The organism is Sphingopyxis sp. NJF-3 (genome assembly GCF_053514865.1).
Genome location: NZ_CM130726.1, coordinates 2,237,260 through 2,254,910, shown reverse-complemented (window position 1 = coordinate 2,254,910; position 17,651 = coordinate 2,237,260). Strand labels below are relative to the sequence as shown.

Annotated in this window: 15 protein-coding genes; 10 read left to right on the top strand and 5 right to left on the bottom strand. The window is 67.8% G+C overall.

Features of this window, described 5'->3' with window-relative positions; all coding sequences use genetic code 11:
* Window positions 1–94: 94 nt before the first annotated feature.
* The 7 genes from cyoA to ACOTSS_RS11060 are packed head-to-tail and all read left to right on the top strand — an operon-like array spanning window position 95 to window position 6,830.
* On the top strand, window positions 95–1,252 hold the full coding sequence (gene cyoA, locus ACOTSS_RS11090) for a ubiquinol oxidase subunit II (RefSeq protein ID WP_448688217.1): 1,158 nt from the start codon (window positions 95–97) through the stop codon (window positions 1,250–1,252).
* A gap of 19 nt (window positions 1,253–1,271) precedes the next feature.
* Window positions 1,272–3,281: a cytochrome o ubiquinol oxidase subunit I gene (gene cyoB / locus ACOTSS_RS11085; RefSeq protein WP_448688216.1), complete on the top strand. Its 2,010-nt coding sequence runs from the start codon at window positions 1,272–1,274 to the stop codon at window positions 3,279–3,281.
* Window position 3,282: 1 nt separating this feature from the next.
* The gene (gene cyoC / locus ACOTSS_RS11080; protein WP_448688215.1) at window positions 3,283–3,912 is read left to right on the top strand and encodes a cytochrome o ubiquinol oxidase subunit III; all 630 of its coding nucleotides are present in this window, start codon (window positions 3,283–3,285) and stop codon (window positions 3,910–3,912) included.
* Complete coding sequence (cyoD, locus tag ACOTSS_RS11075) at window positions 3,909–4,286, top strand: cytochrome o ubiquinol oxidase subunit IV (protein WP_448688214.1); 378 nt, start codon at window positions 3,909–3,911, stop codon at window positions 4,284–4,286. The genes cyoC and cyoD overlap by 4 nt, the downstream gene beginning before the upstream one ends.
* Window positions 4,283–4,996 carry an SURF1 family protein gene (locus tag ACOTSS_RS11070; protein WP_448688213.1) on the top strand — a complete coding sequence of 238 codons (714 nt, stop codon included), beginning with the start codon at window positions 4,283–4,285 and terminating at the stop codon, window positions 4,994–4,996. The genes cyoD and ACOTSS_RS11070 overlap by 4 nt, the downstream gene beginning before the upstream one ends.
* Window positions 4,996–6,300, top strand: a complete 1,305-nt coding sequence (locus tag ACOTSS_RS11065; RefSeq protein ID WP_448688212.1) for an ATP-binding protein — start codon at window positions 4,996–4,998, stop codon at window positions 6,298–6,300. Before ACOTSS_RS11070 ends, ACOTSS_RS11065 begins: the two co-directional genes overlap by 1 nt.
* Window positions 6,297–6,830, top strand: a complete 534-nt coding sequence (locus tag ACOTSS_RS11060) for a response regulator transcription factor (RefSeq protein ID WP_448688211.1) — start codon at window positions 6,297–6,299, stop codon at window positions 6,828–6,830. The genes ACOTSS_RS11065 and ACOTSS_RS11060 overlap by 4 nt, the downstream gene beginning before the upstream one ends.
* A gap of 133 nt (window positions 6,831–6,963) precedes the next feature.
* Here ACOTSS_RS11060 and putA read toward each other — a convergent pair whose 3' ends face one another.
* Window positions 6,964–10,563, bottom strand: coding sequence for a trifunctional transcriptional regulator/proline dehydrogenase/L-glutamate gamma-semialdehyde dehydrogenase (gene putA, locus ACOTSS_RS11055; RefSeq protein WP_448688210.1), 3,600 nt, complete (start codon window positions 10,561–10,563; stop codon window positions 6,964–6,966).
* Between the two features lie 105 nt (window positions 10,564–10,668).
* Between putA and ACOTSS_RS11050 the strand changes: the two genes are divergently transcribed.
* Window positions 10,669–11,133, top strand: a complete 465-nt coding sequence (locus ACOTSS_RS11050; protein ID WP_448688209.1) for an Lrp/AsnC family transcriptional regulator — start codon at window positions 10,669–10,671, stop codon at window positions 11,131–11,133.
* A 144-nt stretch (window positions 11,134–11,277) separates the two neighbouring features.
* Here the strand turns inward: ACOTSS_RS11050 and ACOTSS_RS11045 are convergent, their stop codons facing one another.
* Window positions 11,278–12,738 carry a helicase HerA domain-containing protein gene (locus ACOTSS_RS11045; protein ID WP_448688208.1) on the bottom strand — a complete coding sequence of 487 codons (1,461 nt, stop codon included), beginning with the start codon at window positions 12,736–12,738 and terminating at the stop codon, window positions 11,278–11,280.
* A 225-nt stretch (window positions 12,739–12,963) separates the two neighbouring features.
* Here ACOTSS_RS11045 and ACOTSS_RS11040 point away from each other — a divergent pair, with 225 nt between their 5' ends.
* Window positions 12,964–13,224: a hypothetical protein gene (locus ACOTSS_RS11040; RefSeq protein ID WP_448688207.1), complete on the top strand. Its 261-nt coding sequence runs from the start codon at window positions 12,964–12,966 to the stop codon at window positions 13,222–13,224.
* A 77-nt stretch (window positions 13,225–13,301) separates the two neighbouring features.
* Here the strand turns inward: ACOTSS_RS11040 and ACOTSS_RS11035 are convergent, their stop codons facing one another.
* From ACOTSS_RS11035 to manD, 3 genes are read right to left on the bottom strand one after another with little or no spacing between them, the layout of a single operon-like run.
* On the bottom strand, window positions 13,302–14,048 hold the full coding sequence (locus ACOTSS_RS11035) for a FadR/GntR family transcriptional regulator (RefSeq protein ID WP_448688206.1): 747 nt from the start codon (window positions 14,046–14,048) through the stop codon (window positions 13,302–13,304).
* A 34-nt stretch (window positions 14,049–14,082) separates the two neighbouring features.
* Window positions 14,083–14,988 (bottom strand): DUF4861 family protein, encoded by a 906-nt coding sequence (locus ACOTSS_RS11030; RefSeq protein ID WP_448688205.1) that lies wholly within the window; start codon window positions 14,986–14,988, stop codon window positions 14,083–14,085.
* Window positions 14,976–16,187: a D-mannonate dehydratase ManD gene (manD, locus tag ACOTSS_RS11025; protein ID WP_448688204.1), complete on the bottom strand. Its 1,212-nt coding sequence runs from the start codon at window positions 16,185–16,187 to the stop codon at window positions 14,976–14,978. The genes ACOTSS_RS11030 and manD overlap by 13 nt, the downstream gene beginning before the upstream one ends.
* 168 nt (window positions 16,188–16,355) lie before the next feature.
* Here manD and ACOTSS_RS11020 point away from each other — a divergent pair, with 168 nt between their 5' ends.
* A complete protein-coding gene (locus ACOTSS_RS11020; RefSeq protein WP_448688203.1) occupies window positions 16,356–17,516 on the top strand; it encodes a glycoside hydrolase family 88/105 protein in 1,161 nt (386 codons plus the stop codon).
* Window positions 17,517–17,651 lie beyond the last annotated feature (135 nt).

Sequence of the window (17,651 nt, the reverse complement as noted above, 5' to 3'; positions counted from 1 at the left end):
TTGATGAAATGCCCCCTGCGCCAAAGCGCGCCGCGGGGGGATTGGACAAAATGTCCTATGTGCACTGCAACAAACCAGGCCTAGGCGCGCCCATATGCCCAAGATGCTTTCCCGTTCGACCGCCCGATTCAAGCTGCTGGCGCCGCTCGGCCTGCTGCCGCTGCTCGCCGGATGCAATCTGGTGGTGCTCGACCCCGCCGGCGACGTCGCGCGCCAGCAGGGCAATCTGATCCTGATCTCGACCGCGCTGATGCTGCTGATCATCGTGCCGGTGATGATCCTGACGGTGCTTTTCGCGTGGCGCTATCGCGCCGCGAACAGGCACGCGACCTACAAGCCCGACTGGGACCATTCGACCCAGCTCGAACTGGTGATCTGGGCGGCGCCGCTGCTCATCATCATCTGCCTCGGCGCGCTGACCTGGGTCGCGACACATCTGCTCGACCCCTACCGCCCGCTCGCGCGCACCGCGCCGGGGCAGGTGGTGACGGCCGAGGTGCGGCCGGTCGAGGTTCAGGTCGTCGCGCTCGACTGGAAATGGCTGTTCATCTACCCCGAACAGGGCATCGCGACCGTCAACGAACTCGCGCTTCCCGCGCATCGTCCGGTGCGCTTCCGCATCTCCGCCTCCTCGGTCATGAACAGCTTCTACATTCCCGCGCTCGCCGGGCAGATCTACGCGATGCCGGGGATGGAGACCAAGCTTCACGGCGTGTTCAACAATACCGGGCAATATACGGGTTTCTCAGCCAATTATTCGGGCGCGGGCTTTTCGGACATGCGTTTCGCGGTGAAGAGCCTGTCCGACGCCGATTTCGCGGCGTGGGTCGCGGCGACCAAGGCGGGCGGCGGCACGCTCGACCGCGCCGTCTATCTCAAGCTCGAAAAGCCGAGCGAGAAGGTCCCCGCGCAGCGCTTCGCGTCGGTCGATCCGCAGCTTTTCGATGCGATCGTCAACATGTGCGTCGAGCCGGGCAAGATGTGCATGCACGACATGATGTCGATCGACGCCGCGGGCGGCGCCGGCGTCGCGGGGATCGGCAACGTCCGCAGCCTGACCTACGACAAGTTCGCCGCGCGCGGCACCGAGCCTGGCTATTGGGGCCGGCGCTACGTCGGCGCGCTGTGCAGTTCGCCGCTGATCGCGAGCGGCGACCGCCCCGACGCGACCCCAGTCGACCTCGCCCCGCTCACCGGCGCCGGCCTGAAACAGACCGCGTTCGCCGACCGCTCCGCGCCGCCGCATTCCTGATCGCCTGCAAGAGATCGTCATGACCCCGCATCCCGCTCCCGAAACCGGTCCTCTGCTCGGCAAGCTGTCGCTCGACGCGCTGCCGCTGCACGAGCCGATCCTCGTCATCACCTTCATCGCGGTCGCGATCGGCGGTCTCGCGCTCGTCGCCGCGATCACCAAATACCGCCTCTGGGGCTATTTGTGGAAGGAGTGGTTCACCACCGTCGATCACAAGCGGATCGGGATCATGTACATGATCCTCGGCCTCATCATGTTCCTGCGCGGCTTTTCGGACGCGATCATGATGCGGCTCCAGCAGGCGATGGCGTTCGGCGGGTCCGAGGGCTATCTGCCCGCGCATCATTATGACCAGGTGTTCACCGCGCACGGCGTGATCATGATCTTCTTCGTCGCGATGCCGTTCATCACCGGCCTGATGAACTATATCGTCCCGCTGCAGATCGGCGCGCGCGACGTCAGTTTCCCCTTCCTCAACAATTTCAGCTTCTGGATGACGACCGCGGGGGCGGTATTGTGCATGATCTCGCTGTTCGTCGGCGAATTCGCGCAGACCGGCTGGCTCGCCTATCCGCCGCTGTCGGGGGTCGCCTACAGTCCCAATGTCGGGGTCGATTATTATATCTGGTCGCTCCAGATCGCCGGCGTGGGCACGACCTTGTCGGGCATCAACCTGATCGTGACGATGCTCAAGCTGCGCGCGCCGGGCATGCGGCTGATGAAGATGCCGGTCTTCACCTGGACCAGTCTCTGTGCCAACATCCTGATCGTCGCGACCTTCCCGGTGCTCACCGCGACGCTCGCGCTGCTGACCCTCGACCGCTACGTGGGCACCAATTTCTTCACCAACGACTTCGGCGGCTCGCCGATGATGTATGTGAACCTGATCTGGATCTGGGGTCACCCCGAAGTCTATATCCTGATCCTGCCGCTGTTCGGAGTCTTCTCCGAAGTCACCTCGACCTTCTCGGGCAAGCGGCTTTTCGGTTATACGTCCATGGTTTACGCGACGATCTGTATCACCATCCTCAGCTACCTCGTGTGGCTGCACCATTTCTTCACCATGGGGTCGGGCGCGAGCGTCAACAGCTTCTTCGGCATCACGACGATGGTGATCTCGATCCCGACCGGCGCAAAGCTCTTCAACTGGCTGTTCACCATGTACCGCGGCCGCATCCGCTTCGAGCTGCCGATGATGTGGACGGTCGCCTTCATGCTGACCTTCGTCGTCGGCGGCATGACCGGGGTGCTGCTCGCGGTGCCGCCCGCCGACTTCGTGCTGCACAACTCGCTGTTCCTCGTGGCGCATTTCCACAACGTCATCATCGGCGGCGTATTGTTCGGCCTGTTCGCGGCGATCAATTACTGGTGGCCCAAGGCGTTCGGTTTCAAGCTCGACGTCTTCTGGGGCAAGATCAGCTTCTGGTGCTGGGTCGTCGGCTTCTGGCTCGCCTTCATGCCGCTCTATATCCTCGGCCTGATGGGGGTCACCCGCCGGATGCGCGTGTTCGACGATCCGAGCCTGCAGATCTGGTTCGTCGTCGCCGGCATCGGCGCTGCGGTGATCGCGGTCGGCATCGCGGCGATGCTCGTCCAGTTCGCGGTCAGCATCTGGCGCCGCGACCAGCTTCGTGACGAGACCGGCGATCCGTGGGAGGGGCGCACGCTCGAATGGGCGACCAGCTCGCCGCCGCCCGACTATAATTTCGCCTTCACGCCGGTGATCCACGACCTCGACGCCTGGCACGACATGAAGCGGCGTGGCCACGGCCGCCCGGTGACGGGCTTCCGCGACATCCATATGCCGAGCAACACCGGCGCGGGGATCATCCTCGCGGGGATCAGCCTGGTGATGGGTTTCGCCCTCGTCTGGCATATCTGGTGGCTCGTGGTGGCGAGCTTCATCGCGCTGATCGGCGCGGCGATCGTCCACACCTTCAACTACAAGCGCGATTTCGACATTCCGGCGGCGACCGTCGCGGCCGTCGAAGACGCGCGCACCCGCCAGCTCGCGGCGACGGGAGCCTGACATGAGCACCAGGACCCTCGCCGCCGCGGACGAAGAGCTGCGCTTCTACGACCTCGACGAACATGCCCATCCCGAGGGGCACAGCACGATGCTGGGCTTCTGGATCTATCTGATGAGCGACTGCCTCATCTTTGCGATCCTCTTCGCCTGCTACGCCGTGCTCGGCGGCAATTATGCCGCGGGGCCGGCGCCGAAGGACCTGTTCGAGCTGCCACTGGTCGCGCTCAACACCGCGATGCTGCTCATCTCGTCGATCACCTTTGGTTTCGCGGTGCTTCAGATGCAGCAAGGCAAGGTGCGCGGCACGCAGATATGGCTCGCGGTGACGGCGCTGTTCGGCGCCGCCTTCCTCGCGATCGAGCTCTACGAGTTCCAGCACCTGATCCACATCGGCGCCACGCCGCAGCGCAGCGCTTTCCTGTCCGCCTTCTTCACGCTGGTCGGGACGCACGGGCTGCACGTCACCTTCGGCATCGTCTGGCTGCTGACCCTGATGGTCCAGCTCGGCAGGCACGGGCTGATCCCCGCCAACAAGCGCCGCGTCATGTGCCTGTCGATGTTCTGGCACTTCCTCGACGTCGTCTGGATCGGCGTCTTCACGATCGTCTATCTGATGGGAATGCTGCAATGAGTCCCGATCCCACCCACGGCGATACGGCCCATCCGCACGAGATCGAGATGCCGCACGCCTCGCTGCGCGATTATCTGATCGGCTTCGCGCTGTCGGTCGTGCTGACCGCCATCCCCTTCTGGCTGGTGATGACGATGCCGCTATCGGCGGGCGCCACCGCGGCGATCATCATGGGTTTTGCGATGGCGCAGATCGTCGTCCACATGGTCTTCTTCCTCCATATGACGCCGAAGGCCGAAGGCGGCTGGTCGCTGATCTCGCTCGTCTTCACGATCATCGTCCTCGGCATCGCGCTCGCGGGGTCGCTGTGGGTCATGCATCACCTCAACACCAACATGATGCCGATGCCGCACGACATGAACCAGCTGCCGTGAAACGCCGGCTGCTGACGGCGCTGGCGCTGCTGTTCGCGGCCGGCTTCGTCGCGCTCGGCGTCTGGCAGGTCGAGCGGCGCGCGTGGAAGCATGAGCTGATCGCCGCGGTCGATGCGCGCATCCACCGGCCGCCGGTCGCCGCGCCGGGGCCGACCGAATGGCCGGGCATTTCGGCGTCGCGCGATGCCTATCGCCGGATCAGCGCGACCGGCCGCTTTCGCCACGATCGCGAGACTTTGGTGCAGGCGGTGACGACACGCGGCGCGGGCTATTGGGTCCTGACCCCGCTCGAGACGCCGGGCTTTACCCTGCTCGTCAACCGCGGCTTCGTGCCGCCGGACAAGCGCGCTGCGACGACGCGCGCCGCGGGGAATCGGGGCGGGATGGTCACCGTGACGGGGCTGCTGCGCATCAGCGAGCCCGGCGGCGCCTTTCTGCGCGCCAATGATGGCGCGGCGGGGCGCTGGTATTCGCGCGACGTCGCGGCCATCGCCAGCGCGCGTGGGTTGCGGCGCGTCGCCCCCTATTTCCTCGATGCGGACGCCGCGCCCAATGCGGGCGGCTATCCGGTCGGCGGGCTGACCGTGGTGCGCTTTCGCGATAGCCATCTCGTCTATGCGCTGACCTGGTTCGCGCTCGCCGCGCTCAGTCTGTTTTTCGCCTGGTTGCTGTGGCGTCCGGCGCGGCTTCGGTCCAATAGGGACGCCTGATGGCCGATACCTCGCTGACGAGCGCGCTGCCGGAAGCCGACGCCGGCCGCCGCAACATGACGCTGCTGATCCAGCTTCGCTGGCTAGCGGTCGGCGGCCAGCTCGCGACGATCGGCGTCGTCATCGGACTGATGGGCATCGCGCTGCCGCTGGCGCCGCTGTTCGCAGCGGTCGCGGTGCTGGTCGCGATCAACGTCGCGAGTCTCGCGCTGCTCCGCCGCGGGCGCGCGGTCACCAACATCGAACTGACCGCCGCGCTGCTGTTCGACGTCGCGGCGCTCGCGTGGCAGCTTCACCATAGCGGCGGGCTTTCCAACCCCTTCGCCTCGCTCTTCCTGCTCCAGGTCGTGATCGGCGCGATCCTGCTGACGCCGCGTTCGTCGTGGGCGATCGTCGCGGCGACGCTCGCCGCGCTCGCGGCGCTGCGTGTCGACCCGACGCCGCTGCTGCTCCCCGCGCGCTACGCCGCCGATCCGCTCGGCCTTTACCTCCAGGGTAGCCTCGTCTGCTTCGTGCTGATCGCGGTTCTGCTCGTCGCCTTTGTGACGCGGATCAGCCGCAATCTGCGCGACCGCGACGCGGCACTGGCCGCGGCGCGCCAGCGCGCGGCGGAGGAGGATCATATCGTCCGCATGGGCCTGCTCGCGTCGGGCGCGGCGCACGAACTGGGCACGCCGCTGTCGACGCTGTCGGTACTGATCGGCGACTGGCGGAGCGCGCCGCGGCTCGCGAAGGATGGCGAGTTGCAGGCGGATCTCGTCGACATGGATACCGCGGTGGGGCGCTGCAAGACGATCGTCAGCGGCATATTGATGTCGGCGGGCGAGGCGCGCGGGGTCGCGCCGCGGCTGACGACGATGCGCGCCTTCCTGACCGACATCGTCGAGGATTCGCGCGCTGGGCGGTTGCCGGGGACGGTCGAGTTCAACGACCTGTTCGGCGCCGACGTTGCCATCGTCTCCGACCCAGCGCTGCGGCAGGTGATCGGCAACGTCATGGACAATGCGGCCGAGGTGTCGCCCGACTGGATCGGCGTCACCGCCTCGCGCGACGGCGACATGGCGGTGATCGAGATCGCCGACCGCGGGCCGGGGTTCAGCGACGAGATGCTCGAACATTTCGGCCAGCCCTATCGCTCGACCAAGGGGCGGCCGGGCGGCGGGCTGGGGCTGTTCCTGCTCGTCAATGTGCTGCGCAAGCTGGGCGGCGGCGCGAGCGTCGCGAACCGCGACGCGGGCGGCGCGCTCGTGCGTATCCTGCTGCCGATCTCCGCCATCGCGCCGGGCGAGGGAGAGGCGCCATGACCGGCAGGCGGCAATTGCTGATCGTCGAGGACGACGAGGCGTTCGCGCGGACGCTGAAGCGCTCGTTCGAGCGGCGCGATTACGAGGTGCGCACCGCGGCGAGTCCCGACGCGATGGAGGCGGTGCTGGCGGGCTATCGGCCGGGCTATGCGGTGGTCGACCTGAAGCTGGGTGGCGCCTCCGGGCTGGCCTGCGTCCAGACGCTGCGCGCCGCCGACCCCGCGATGCGGATCGTCGTCCTGACCGGTTTCGCGAGCATCGCGACCGCGGTCGAGGCGATCAAGCTGGGCGCCTCCTATTATCTCGCCAAGCCGTCGAACACCGACGACATCGAGGCGGCGTTCGATCGCGCCGAGGGCAATGTCGATGCGCCGCTGGACGCCCGGCCGTCGTCGATCAAGACTGTCGAGTGGGAGCATATCCACCAGACGCTCGTTGAAACCGGCTTCAACATTTCGGAGACCGCGCGGCGGCTGGGCATGCACCGGCGCACGCTGGCACGGAAGCTGGAGAAGCGGCAGCTGCGGTAGTTGTGGGACGGCATCCGTTGAATCGTCATTGCGAGGAGCGAAGCGACGCGGCAATCCAGAGTAGGCGTAACCCGCCCTGGATTGCTTCGCTGCGCTCGCAATGACGAAGGTGGGTCAGTCTCGCCTTACACGCTCACCCAATCATCATCAGGCTGGCGTTGCCGCCCGCAGCGGTGGTGTTGATCGAGGTCGAGACCTCTTCGAGCAGCCAGTCGGGGTGATAGGCGAGGCCGGGTTCGCGGCTCGCCGCATGGAGCGAGGCGATCGGGCCGGGGAGGGCCGCGACGGCGGCCGCGGTGTCGGCGACCCGCGCGGCGTCGCCCTCGACCAGCGCGGCGCCGAACGGGCCTTTGCCGCCGGGTGAAAAGGCCGCCGCGACGCGCCGGGGCAGACCTGCGGGCAGGTCCATCCCTTCGACGACGCCGCGATTGCCCGTCGCAAGCACCGCCGCCATCTGCTCGAACAGGCCGGCGCGCGTCGCGGGGCGCAGCAGGATGCGGCCGCGCGGATGGAGCGCATAGACGTTGCGCTCGCCGACCGGGCCGGGGAGCAGCAGTTCGGCGCCGAGCGCCGAGGCGCCCTCATAGCGCCGCGCGGTCGCCGCGGCCTCCGTCTCACCCTGCGCATCGAGCCAGTCGGCGAAATCGTCGAGCGGCGTATCGAGATGTCCCGCGCGCGCCGCGAACACCGGCGGGGTGGCCACGAGCCGGCCGAGATAGAGCGGACCGCCCGCCTTTGGCCCGGTGCCCGACAGGCCGCAGCCGCCGAAGGGCTGGGTGCCGACGATCGCGCCGATGGTGTTGCGATTGACGTAGCAATTGCCCGCCTTCACCCGCGCGAGCACGTCGGCGACCGTCTTGTCGAGCCGGGTGTGGAGGCCGAAAGTGAGGCCGTAACCGGTCGCGTTGATCGCGTCGGTCACCTCACCCAGTCGCTCGCGGCGGTAGCGCAGGACGTGGAGAACGGGGCCGAAAACCTCGCGCTTCAGGTCGGCGATGTCGGCGATCTCGATGATCGTCGGCGGCACGAAAGTGCCGTGCGCGGCCTCGGCGGGGATCGGCAATTGCTCGATCCGATGGCCCAGTGCGCGCATCGCGTCGATATGCTTTTCGATATTGGCCTTGGCCTCGGCGGTGATGACGGGGCCGATGTCGACCGCGAGCCGGTCGGGGCGGCCGAGCGCGAGTTCGGCAAGCGCGCCCTTCAGCATCGCGAGCGTGCGGTCGGCGACATCGTCCTGCAGGCAGAGGATGCGCAGCGCCGAACAGCGCTGGCCCGCGCTGTCGAAGGCCGAGGCGATGACGTCGCCGACGACCTGTTCGGCGAGCGCCGAGCTGTCGACGATCATCGCGTTCTGCCCGCCCGTCTCGGCGATCAGCGGGATCGGTTTCCCCGCGGGCGACAGGCGTTTCGCCAGTTCGGCCTGGATCAGCCGCGCGACTTCGGTCGAGCCGGTGAACATTACCCCCGCGGTCTCGGGCGCCGCGACCAGCGCCGCGCCGATCGCGCCGTCGCCGGGGACGAGCTGCAGCGCGTCGGCGGGTACTCCCGCTTCGTGGAGCAGGCGCACGCCCTCGGCGGCGATCAGCGGGGTTTCCTCGGCGGGCTTGGCGAGCACCGGATTGCCCGCGACGAGCGCCGCGCAGACCTGGCCGGTGAAGATCGCCAGCGGGAAGTTCCACGGGCTGATGCAGGTGATCGGGCCGAGCGGGACCTGGCCGGGGCCGAAGGTCGCGCGCGCCTGCGCGGCGTAATAGCGCAGGAAATCGATCGCCTCGCGTACCTCGGAAATCGCGTTGGGGAGCGACTTGCCCGCCTCGCGGACGATCAGCCCGAGGAGGATCGGCATGCGCGCCTGCATCGCGTCGGCGGCGCGGTTGAGCATCGCGGCGCGCGTCGCGACCGGGGTCGCGCCCCAGCCGGAGGCCGCGGCGCGGGCGACGGCGGCGCGCGCCGCGTCGGGAGAGACCTCGACGACGGTGCCGACATGATCGCGATGATCGGCGGGGTTGCGCACCGCGCGCGGCGTGCCTTCGCCATCGGCCGCGGCGGCGCGCCAGTCGATCGCCGCGCTTTCTTTCAGCGCGTCGGCGAGCGCCGCAAGCTGGCGCTCGTTGCTGAGATCGAGCCCCGCCGAGTTGCGGCGGTCGGGGTAGAGGTCGGCGGGGAGCGCGATCTGGTCGTGCTGCGCGCCCGGATGCGGCATCGCGCGGACGACCTCGGCGGGATCGGCGATCAACTCGTCGACCGGCACCGCGGGGTCGGCGATGCGGTTGACGAAGGAGGAGTTGGCGCCGTTTTCGAGCAGGCGGCGCACCAGATAGGCGAGCAGCGTCTCGTGGGTGCCGACGGGGGCGTAGATGCGGCACGGCCGGTTCAGCTTCTTCGCGCCGACGACTTGCTCGTAGAGCGGCTCGCCCATGCCGTGGAGGCACTGGAACTCATATGTCCCGATCGCGAAATCATCGCCCGCGAGGCGATAGATGGTGGCGAGCGTCTGGGCATTGTGCGTCGCGAACTGCGGGAAGACCGCATCGGTCGCGGCAAGCAGCTTTCGCGCGCACGCGATATAGGCGACGTCGGTGTGGACCTTGCGCGTGTAGACCGGAAAGCCTTCGAGTCCGTCGACCTGCGTGCGCTTGATCTCGGCGTCCCAATAGGCGCCCTTGACCAGTCGCACCATGATCCGCCGCTCCGCGCGGCGCGCGAGGTCGACGATCCAGTCGATGACGAAGGGGCAGCGCTTGCCATAGCCCTGGACCACGAAGCCGAGGCCGTTCCAGCCCGAAAGATCGGGGTCGAGCGCGAGGCTTTCGAGCAGGTCGAGCGAGAGTTCGAGCCGGTCGGCCTCTTCGGCGTCGATGTTGAAGCCGATGTCATAGCCCTTGGCCTGAAGCGCGAGCGCCTTCACCCTCGGCAAGAGCTCGCCCACCACGCGGCCCGCTTGCGCGCGCGAATAGCGCGGATGGAGCGCCGACAGCTTGATCGATATGCCCGGCCCCGCATAGATGCCGCGCCCCGCCGACGCCTTGCCGATCGCGTCGATGGCGCGCTGATAATCGTCGTAGTAACGGTCGGCGTCGGCCATCGTCGTCGCGGCCTCGCCGAGCATGTCGTAGCTGTAGGCGAAGCCCTTGGCCTCCATCGCCCTGGCGCGCTTCAGCGCCTCGACGATCGTCTCGCCGGTGACGAACTGTTCGCCCATCAGCCGCATCGCGAGGTCGACGCCGCGGCGGATCACGGGTTCGCCGGCGCGCGCGACGAGGCGCGCGAGCGCGGCGCCGAGGCCGCGGTCGTCGACGCTGCCGACGAGCTTGCCGGTGACGACGAGGCCCCAAGTCGCGGCGTTGACGAACAGCGAGCGACCGTCGCCGAGATGCGCGCTCCAGTCGCCGTCGGCGATCTTGTCGCGGATCAGCGCGTCGCGCGTCGCATCGTCGGGAATGCGGAGCAACGCCTCGGCGAGGCACATCAGCGCGACGCCTTCCTCGCTCGACAGCGAATATTCCTGCACCAGCCCCTCGACGCCGCTGCTCTTGCGACCCGCGCGAAGCGCGGTGACGAGGCGGCGCGCGGTCTCGCGTATCTCGGCGCGGAGCGGATCGGGCAGCGTCGCGGCTTCGAGCAGCGGCGCGAGCGCCTCGGCTTCGTCGCGGCGGGTGGCGGCGGTGATCGCATCGCGGAGCGGGGTCGCGGGGCGGATCGGCGGGGCGAAGTCGGCGAAGATCGGCATGGGCGCAACCTTACTATCATCGTCCACCGGCAGGTGACTTTTGATATGGAAAGCTCAAGGTCGATCGGCCTATATTGAGGGGGTATATGGTCGAAAGGACTAGGGATGACCGATAAGTCAGGCGATCTGGACGAGTTCGACCGGAAAATGCTCGCGATTCTGCGCGATGAGGGGCGGATCACCGTGACCGAGCTCGCCGAGCGGGTCGGGCTGTCGAAGACGCCATGCCAGGTGCGGCTGCGGCGGCTGATCGGCAGCGGGGTGATCCGGGGATTCCGCGCCGCGATCGATCCCGCGAGGATCGGCATGGACCATGTCGCCTTCGCCGAGGTCAAGCTGAGCGACACGCGCGAGACGGCGCTCAAGGAGTTCAACGCGGCGGTGCGGCGCATCCCCGAGGTCGAGGAATGCCACATGATCGCGAGCAGCTTCGACTATCTGCTGAAGGTCCGCACCGCGAACATCAACCGCTATCGCGTCGTGCTCGGCGAACGCATATCGAGCCTGCCGCACGTCGCGAGCACCTCCACCTTCGTCGCGATGGAGACGGTGAAGGATAGTTGGAGCTGAGGTCTAAAGCGCGATCATAGTTGATAGAATCGTCATCCCGGCGAAGGCCGGGATCTCATCGTCTCGGCCTAACGCACCGGCGAGATCCCGGCCTTCGCCGGGATGACGAGATGAGGGGCAGCAATGTTTCGACCCCATTATGCTCTACTCCGCTTCGGTACTCAGCCCCAGCTCGGGGATGCCGATCGAGCGGCGGCCGCCGAAGTCGGAGCGGACGACGACCGCGCCCTGCCGCTCCATATATTCGACGAGCCGGCGCACACGGCCCGGCGAGCGGGTGCCGTAGGCGCGGCCGAGCTCGTCGTCGTCGGGGCAGGGAAGTCCCTCGGCCGCGGCGCGCGCGATCAGCACGAAGGGGGCGAGCATGTCGTCGGGGAGCCGCGCCGCCGCGCCCAGCATCTCGTGCCAGCGCGGCTCGGCGGGGTCGAAGATGCCGCCCTTGGCGAGCGCGAAGCGGCGGCGGAAGGCGGCGAGATCGAGGGGCACCCGCGCGAGCCGCTGCATCCGGCAGCGCACCGAGAAATCCTGATAGAGAAAGCTTTCGGGATGGAAGGCGCATTCGGGGTCGGCGAGCATTTCGCGCAGCGCCGCTGCGATCGCTTCCTCGACATCGGCGGCGTCGGCCTCGGCGGCTTCGGGGACCGTCGGCGCGACCGGGGCGGCGCTGTCGTCGCTCTCGCTGATCCGGCGGAGCAACTCGCCGGCGGCGACCGGGGCGGGCGCGGGCGGAGGCGGCGGGGGCGGCGCGGCCTCCATCGCCGCGAACAGCATGGTGCGCATGTCCTGCGGCTCGGCGTCGGGCAGCGGCAGCAGCCCGTGCGTTCCCGCGCGCGAATGGGTTTGGGTCGACCCGATCCGCACCGAGACGGGGCGGCGCGCGATGGCGGGGCCGAGCCCGAGGAAGCAGCCGCGTTCGAGGTCGCGGATCGCCTCGGCCTGCCGCCGCTCCATGCCGAGCAGGTCGGCGGCGCGCGCCATGTCGATGTCGAGGAAGGTGCGGCCCATCAGGAAATTGCTCGCCTCGGCCGCGACATTCTTGGCGAGCTTGGCGAGGCGCTGGGTCGCGATCGCCCCCGCGAGCCCGCGCTTGCGCCCGCGGCACATCAAATTGGTCATCGCGGCGAGGCTGGCGCGGCGCACCGCGTCGGAGACGTCGCCCGACGCGCTCGGCGCGAACATCTGCGCCTCGTCGACGACGACCAGCGCGGGAAACCAGTGCTCGCGCGGCGCGTCGAACAGCGCGTTCAGAAAGGCGGCGGCGCAGCCCATCTGCGCCTCGATATCGAGCGCGTCGAGGCTGAGGATGATCGAGGCGCGATGCTCGCGGATGCGCGCGCCCATCGTCGCGATCTCGCGCTCGTTATAGTCGCCGGCGTTGATCACGACATGGCTGTAGGCGTCGGCGAGGGTGACGAAATCGCCCTCGGGATCGATCACGACCTGCTGGACGAGTCCCGCGCTCTCCTCGAGCAGCCGGCGCAGCAGGTGCGACTTGCCCGATCCCGAATTGCCCTGGACGAGCAGCCGCGTCGCGAGCAGTTCCTGCACGTTGACGTGCACGGGCCGGCCGGCGCCGTCGGTTCCGATTTCGATGCTGTTGTTCACGCCGCCGCCCTACCGGGGCGCCCGCGGCTTGACAACCGGACGGCGCGGGCGTTCGGGTTTGCCGGCTTCTCACCCCTCCCCTGAAGGGGAGGGGCAGAGAGACTTGGTCCGGCGCAGCCGGGCCTAGTCGAGCGGGGTGGGGGCCATCGGCCTTGCACAACCTGGACAGCCCCCACCCCAACCCCTCCCCTGAAGGGGAGGGGCTTTGAAGGAAAGAGGCAGGCGATGGATTTCGACGACCAGCTCCGGCGCTATTTCGGGACGGCGGATCTCGCCGCGGTCCACCCCGAGGCGCTTGCCGCGGGGACCGAGCGGATGCGCGTCGATCTGGGGCTGGAGACGAACCGCGGGCGCCGTTTCGCGCTCTGGTCGCTGCTCTACATGCTCGGCGCAGCGCCCGACCTCGATGTCGCGTTCAAGGACGCGGCCGAGCGCGACGCGGCGCGCGACTTCATGGATATGATCGACCGGAGCGGGGAGGGGTGAGGGGGCGTTCAATGCATCAAGGCCCTGATTTATCACCGTCATTGCGAGCGAAGCGAAGCAATCCAAGGCGGTTTACGCTACTCTGGATTGCTTCGCTTCGCTCGCAATGACGGGGCTGATGGCATCGCGTCCTGCATCGCACGGTATCGGGCGATCGATTTTTCCATGTGGCGGCGCGCGGCGCGGCGAGCGGCGGCGGGGTCGCCGGCCTCGATCGCGGCATAGATGGCGCGGTGGTCGCGGTTGATCGTGCGCGCATAATGCTGGTGGCTCGGCTTGTCGCTGCCCTGCAGATAGAGTCGCCGCGAGGGAACCATCCGCACCCCGAGGAACTGGGTGAAGCGAAGGAAATAGGCATTGCCGGTCGCCGCGGCGATCGCGGCGTGGAAGCCCGCGTCGGCGCTCACCGAGGCGTCGACGTCGGCGCTGTCCTCCATCGCGTCGAGCGCGCGCCGGATCGCGGCGAGATCTGCGTCGGTGCGCCGCCGCGCCGCGAGGTCGGCCATTTCGGCCTCGAACCCCATGCGCATTTCGAGCAGCTTCAGCACATCCTCGATCTCGCCGACCTCGTCGGCGGCGATCTGGAAGGCGCGATATTGGGCGCCTTCGGGGACATAGGCGCCCGACCCGCGCCGCGATTCGAGCAGCCCGCGCGCGGCGAGGCGCGAATAGGCCTCGCGCACGACGGTGCGGCTGACGCCGAACGCCTCCGTGATCGCCTTTTCGGTCGGAAAACGCGCACCCGGCGGCATTTCCCCCGATTCGATCTGTTCCTCGAATCGCTGGACCAGATCATCGGCCAGCGACGCCGCCTTCGTTGCCATGGCCGGAACCGTTATCATCGGCCTTTGGCGCTGGCTAGGGCCGGAAATCCGGCCGCTCGGCATCGACATAGCTGTTCCAGTCGGCTTGGCGCGCGAGGTCGCCGCCCTTGTCCCATGCGGCGCCGCTGTAATAGACGAAGGGCTTGCCCGGCGTGACGCGGACGAGGATCAGATAATTGTCGGCATCCTCGGCAAAGCCCGCGAAGGCCGCGGGGTCGACGATGACCGCCGCGGCCATCCGGCCCTTGTCGCCGTCGGCGGGGCCCCACCAGCTCATCCGCGCGGCCCTAGCGTTCTTGCGGATTTCGCCCAGTGCGCCGCCGGTGATCGGCCGTTTGGATATCCCGATTCCGATCACCAGCTCGTCGGCGCTGCTCGATGCGATGGTCGAGGTCAGGCGGGTGAAATTCGTGCCCGCGGGCAGGGTGAAGCGCCGCGTCTCGCGCACCGTTCGCACCGTGTCGACCGGCCAGGGGTCGTAGTCGACGGTGAAATCGGCGGCGTCGGGGCCGGCGCTCAGGATATGCGGACGAACATAGTTGCGCGAGGTCCACAGCTTGTTGTCGTACCAGACGCCGAGACCGCCGACGCCGCGGCCCGTGCCGACATTGTAGAAGTCGAGCCCCTCGCCATGGTCGGCGTGCTGGTCGCCGGTGCGCAGCTGGCGGTCCATATAGGGCCAGCGCACGCGCTTGCCCCAGGCGTCGATCCCCGACGAGGAGGGTGGTTCGGCGGCTTCGAGCGCGTGGCCATAGATGCGGTAGGCGATGCGGTCGTTTTCCCAGAGGAGGTCGTCGTAGCGATAATCGGCGATCAGCGCCGCGGCATGCTGTTGCCGCTCTCCGGCGGTGGCCGGGCGCATCGGCTGATGCTCGCTGGCCGCGGCCGCGGTGGCCAGCAGGACGGCGGCGACAAGCAGCGCGCGCATCACCAGTTCCACATCGTGCCGTCCTCGAGCCGGTTCACCGGCAGATAGGCACGCGAATAGGGATGGGTTTCGGCGAGCGCTTCGTCGATATCGACGCCGAGCCCCGGCGCGTCGCCGGGGTGGAGCATGCCATCCGCGAAGCGATAGGCGTGCGGGAAGACCGCGTCGGTCTCCGCGGTGTGGCGCATATATTCCTGGATGCCGAAATTGGGGATGGAAAGGCCAAGGTGAAGCGCCGCCGCCATCGTCACCGGCGACAGGTCGGTCGCGCCGTGGCAGCCGGTGCGGACCTGGTGGAGATCGGCGAGCGCCGCGATCGCGCGCATATGGGTGATGCCGCCGGCGTGGAGCGCGGTGGCGCGGATATAGTCGATCAGCCGGTTCTCGATCAGCGCCTTGCAGTCCCAGATCGATGAGAATATCTCGCCCACCGCGAGCGGGGTGGTGGTGTGCTGGCGGATCAGCCGGAACGCCTCCTGATCCTCGGCCGGGGTTGCATCCTCGATCCAGAAGGGACGCCAGGGTTCGAGGTCGCGGCCGAGCCGGCCCGCCTCGATCGGGGTCAGCCGGTGATGAATGTCGTGGAGCAGGTGGACGTCCCACCCCAGCGCCTCGCGCGCCGCCGCGAACAGTTCGGGGACGACGCGCATATATTTCTCGGTCGACCAGATATTCTCGGTCGGCAGGTCGGCGTCGGCGGGCTCGTAGAAATAGCGGTCGCCGCTGACGCCATAGGTCGAGGGCAGGCCGGGAACGCCGCATTGCAGGCGGATCGCCTTGTAGCCCTGGCGCCGATAGTCGAGCGCCGCCTCGATCGTATCCTCGATCGTCGCGCCATTGGCATGGCCGTAGACCATGCAGCCTTCGCGCGCCGCGCCGCCGAGCAGCTGATAGACGGGCAGCCCCGCAAGCTTGCCCTTGATGTCCCACAGCGCCATGTCGACTGCGGCGATCGCAGTCATCGTGACCGGCCCGCGCCGCCAATAGGCGCCGCGATAGAGGAATTCCCATGTATCGCCGATGCGGTGCGCGTCGCGCCCGATCAGGCACGGTACGACATGGTCCGAGAGATAGCTCGCAACCGCGAGCTCGCGCCCGTTGAGCGTCGCGTCGCCTACCCCGGTCGTGCCGTCGTCGCATTCGACCTTCAACGTCACGAAATTGCGTCCCGGGCATGTCGTGATGATCCGGGCTGACACGATTTTCGGCATTCGTTTCCCTCTGTGCCACTGGATAGTTGTCTGACAACCTTATTGACATATCCGCGCGAAAAGGAAAGAGATTGTTACCGGTGTCATGAGCGATGGCACGGTCGTTCGGGAGAGAGGGCGATCGGGCCGAAAGCCGGTGGAATGCCGTTCCGCAATAGGGGAGATGATATGTCGCTGAGCCTGCTTGTGCCCTTCGTCCTTGCCGCCGCGCCGGTGCAGGCCGCCCAGGCCGAGCCCGCCATGCCGCGCGCGTCCGAAATCCTTGCCGAGACGCGCCGCGTCGCCGACTGGCAGCTCGCCAACCGCACCAATTGGGCCGCGATGCCGCTGGCGCGCAAGAGCGTGCGCGAGCCGCGCGATTGGCAGCAGGCGACCTTCTGGGTCGCGCTGACCGAGCTGGCGCAGCGCGACCGCCGCTATGCCGATCCGCTGATGGCGCTCGGCCGCGAGACCCGATGGACGCTGGGCGACCGGCCTTTTCACGCCGACGACCAACTGATCGCGCAGGCATGGATATGGGCGGCGCGCCACGGGGCGGCGGCGGCGGCGATCGCCCCGACGCGCGCCTATTTCGACCATGTCCTCGCGAACCGGCCGGCGGGTTCGCTCGAATTCATCCAGCACCAGCCTGGAAAGAACAGTTCCGATTGCACCGATCGCTGGTGCTGGTGCGACGCGCTGTTCATGGCGCCGCCGACGCTGCTGCGGCTCGCGCAGGCGACCGGCGACACGCGCTTCGCCACCTTCGCGCATGAAGAGTTCAAGGCGACGACCGACTATCTCTTCGACCCCGCCGAGCATCTCTATTTTCGCGACAGCCGCTTTTTCGACATGCGCGACGCAAAGGGACGCAAGCTGTTCTGGAGCCGCGGCAACGGCTGGGTGATCGCCGGGATCGCGCGCATGCTGCAGGCGATGGCGCCCGACGATCCGCAGCGGCCCTATTATGAGGGGCTGTTCAGGGCGATGGCGGTGCGGCTCGTCACGCTGCAAAAGCCCGACGGCTATTGGTCGGCCTCGCTGCTCGACACCGATCCCCGCACGCCGATCGAAACGAGCGGCACCGCCTTTTTCACCTATGCCTTCGCCTGGGGAGTCGATGCGGGCCTGCTCGACCGCGCGACCTATCGGCCTGCGGCGATTCGCGGCTGGAATGCGCTGGTGCGCGCGGTGCAGCCCAACGGGATGCTCGGCTGGGTCCAGCAGGTCGGCGACCGCCCCGACAGCGTGTCGGGCAGCGAGACGCAATTCTATGGCAGCGGCGCCTTCCTGCTCGCGGGGACCGCGATGTACGACCTTGCGGGCCGGGATGCGACATCCTCGAAATAGCCCGCTACCCCCTATATTTTGGCGGTTTCTGACCTTTTCCTCCTCCTTGTTGACTCATCTGGAAAATTTGTATTACAACCTTAGTTGTCATACATCTAAAACTGACACCGGTATCAATCGGACGATCAGGCCTTC